Annotated in this window: 4 protein-coding genes; all 4 read right to left on the minus strand. The window is 33.2% G+C overall.

Annotated elements, in window-relative coordinates:
* Positions 1-211 (minus strand): hypothetical protein (locus AACV33_RS01435; protein ID WP_182700680.1); only part of this gene is annotated, 211 nt, incomplete at its 3' end.
* Between the two features lie 136 nt (positions 212-347).
* Positions 348-827 carry a GNAT family N-acetyltransferase gene (locus tag AACV33_RS01440; RefSeq protein ID WP_182700681.1) on the minus strand — a complete coding sequence of 160 codons (480 nt, stop codon included), beginning with the start codon at positions 825-827 and terminating at the stop codon, positions 348-350.
* Between the two features lie 161 nt (positions 828-988).
* Positions 989-1645, minus strand: coding sequence for a hypothetical protein (locus AACV33_RS01445; RefSeq protein WP_182700682.1), 657 nt, complete (start codon positions 1643-1645; stop codon positions 989-991).
* Positions 1646-1785: 140 nt separating this feature from the next.
* Positions 1786-2361, minus strand: a complete 576-nt coding sequence (locus AACV33_RS01450; protein ID WP_255458669.1) for a hypothetical protein — start codon at positions 2359-2361, stop codon at positions 1786-1788.
* Positions 2362-2512 lie beyond the last annotated feature (151 nt).

The raw sequence follows: 2512 nt of genomic DNA on the forward strand, positions 1-2512 counted from the left end.
TGCGCTCTTCATCACTAACTTCATCAAGTGCATCAAAGAAAACCTTTAGCTTTTTAGCTAAAAGTACATCTCTAATAGAGCGACCAATAGCCATTACATTTACAGCAGTATTAACAACTGGAATACTTTTAACTAATTCATTATCAATTAGCTGATCAATAACAGTTTCAAGTGTATCAGTGCTTAAATTAATTAAATTATTTTTATTCATAAATACTCGATAAATTGGGTTAACGCCTGCATAACACGTTTACTACTATGCAATTATACTTGAAATTGACGCCTTAAAACGAGAAACACCCGACAACCTGAGATGCCGAGTGTAGTAAATCGTGTTGATGCATTTGTTATGCGCTGATTACTTTTCTCATATTATGGCTAACCACTTGATAACCTATGCTATTATATAAAGCTTGAGCTGCTGTATTATGACTAAAAACATGAAGACCTAAACTTGTTACTCCAAGATCTGCAACTACTTTCTCAATGCAATGAAGTGCTGATTTGGCATAACCTTTTCTACGATAATTTGAATATATTCCTACATCATATATAAAAGCGGACTTCGTAATGGTTTGATCTTCAACTTTTACCCAAATATAACCAACGTTATTACTACTTTTGCTCTCTATGATATCAAATAAGTAATTATTGTGACTTTTTAAGCCTTCAGGTAATAGACGACCATACTCTTTTTTCGACCTATTTAATGCACCTAATTCATCCCATCGGCCTGATTGAATATTTTCATTAGCATAAGCAGGGATAACTTGATTTAAGTACTCTAAGAATGAGTCTTCATTCATCGGTTTTAATGATATATCCATATTATTTTGAACCCTCCATTTCAACATTGTCGCATAACGCCTGCATAACACGTTTGCTACTATGCAAAACAAACTGAATTTTACTGCCTTAATCACTGAAATTAAAGGCAAACTGACAACGCCGAGTGTAGCAAATCGTGTTGATGCATTTGTTAACTGAATTAATAATACCACTTTGCTTTATTGTAATAATTAGATTGAAGCTCAATTAATGATACGGCTGAATGAATGTTAACTGTTTTAGTCATAATCAATATCGCCTTGCATGCAAGAATAGTAGCAATTAATAAAAACACCCCCATCCATACAAAATTGAAAGTCAAATACGATATTTCAAATAATCTATTGTATTCAAACAGGTTGAATGCAGCGATAAACAGTGTTGATGATAAAGATGACGTTAGTACATAATAAAGCCAATTCTTAACGCGATTATAGCTTGGCTCAAATAGCTTTCTTTTATGATTTTGGTAAGTATCTTTAAGCACAAACCGACCTTTAGCTATATTTAAATATTTCCGCCCTTCTCTATAATACTCTATTGATTGAGTTGGATTATCTTGATTCAATAACAATTCAATTATTTCAAAGTTGGTTTTAATTCGGAAGATCGAGTAAAAAACTTGCTCAACTATTAGTTTTTTCGCCAAATTTTCAGTTTCTTGCATTGATTCATAAAGAAGCTCTAAATTTGAATTTTTAAAATGTCGATTAGAATAAAGCCAACTATTTAGTAACTTAAATAAAGGTACCATAGCTAAAGCTGATGCCATAAAAGCAAAGAAAAGACTATAAGGTTCGTATAATCCCTTAATCATGATTCATTATCCTTAATTCATTTAACGCCTGCATAACACGTTTGCTACGATACAGACTTAGCTGAATTTTAACGCCTTAATCACTGAAACTAAAGGCAAACTGATAACGCCGAGTGTAGCAAATCGTGTTGATGCATTTGTTATGCCTTTTCATCTAGAGACTCAACCTGAGTATTCAAAATATTATGCATCATGATGAGAGAAAATTTAACACCGTCTTTTTCTGTCAAAATATCCTTTAGGTAAATTTTAGTTTCGTCATAGCTACTTGGAAAACTAATTGAGATATAAGTCATTTTTTGGCTAGAAGGTTCCCAAAAGCGGTATTTAACAGGTTTAGAATTACTGAACTTCGTAAGAAAACGGTCTATTGTTAACCCACTTCTTTGCCAGTTTGCCATAGGTTTATTAATCCAGACTTCATCCCAACATTCAAAGAATGGGAAATGAGCTAATAAATTCCGCACAAACTTGAATAATTGCCCACCAATTTCAGCTTCCATTGGAGGCCGCTGAGTTTTCATTATTTCTAATACATGCTTGAGTGGGTCGTATGATAGTAATTCCGAATAAACAGCAAATGTGGCTGAAACTTTACTAAAGCGATACCAATCATCTTTAATCCAGAAATTATCACTCATTATTTCTTCATATAAATCATAAAAGCGATTATATGCATACTTTAGGAATAACTCTTCAGATTCTGTAGGTTTCATTTGTTTTCTCATTATCAAAAAAGAGGCATAACGCCGCCATAACACGTGCTGACGACCAACTTTCCAAACCAATTATACTTTAAACCGCGAATGCCGAATGTTATAAGCATCGTGTTGATGGCTTTGTTACACGATCTTTGTCAACGCTTCC

The sequence above is a fragment of the Aliivibrio sp. SR45-2 genome, from assembly GCF_963890165.1.
Classification (GTDB): Bacteria; Pseudomonadota; Gammaproteobacteria; order Enterobacterales; family Vibrionaceae; genus Aliivibrio; species Aliivibrio salmonicida.

Bases quoted from the DNA above. Each gene is read 5' to 3' on its own strand.
- AACV33_RS01440 (WP_182700681.1), bottom strand. From the start codon at position 827: ATGGATATATCATTAAAACCGATGAATGAAGACTCATTCTTAGAGTAC.
- AACV33_RS01450 (WP_255458669.1), bottom strand. From the start codon at position 2,361: ATGAAACCTACAGAATCTGAAGAGTTATTCCTAAAGTATGCATATAAT.
- AACV33_RS01445 (WP_182700682.1), bottom strand. From the start codon at position 1,645: ATGATTAAGGGATTATACGAACCTTATAGTCTTTTCTTTGCTTTTATG.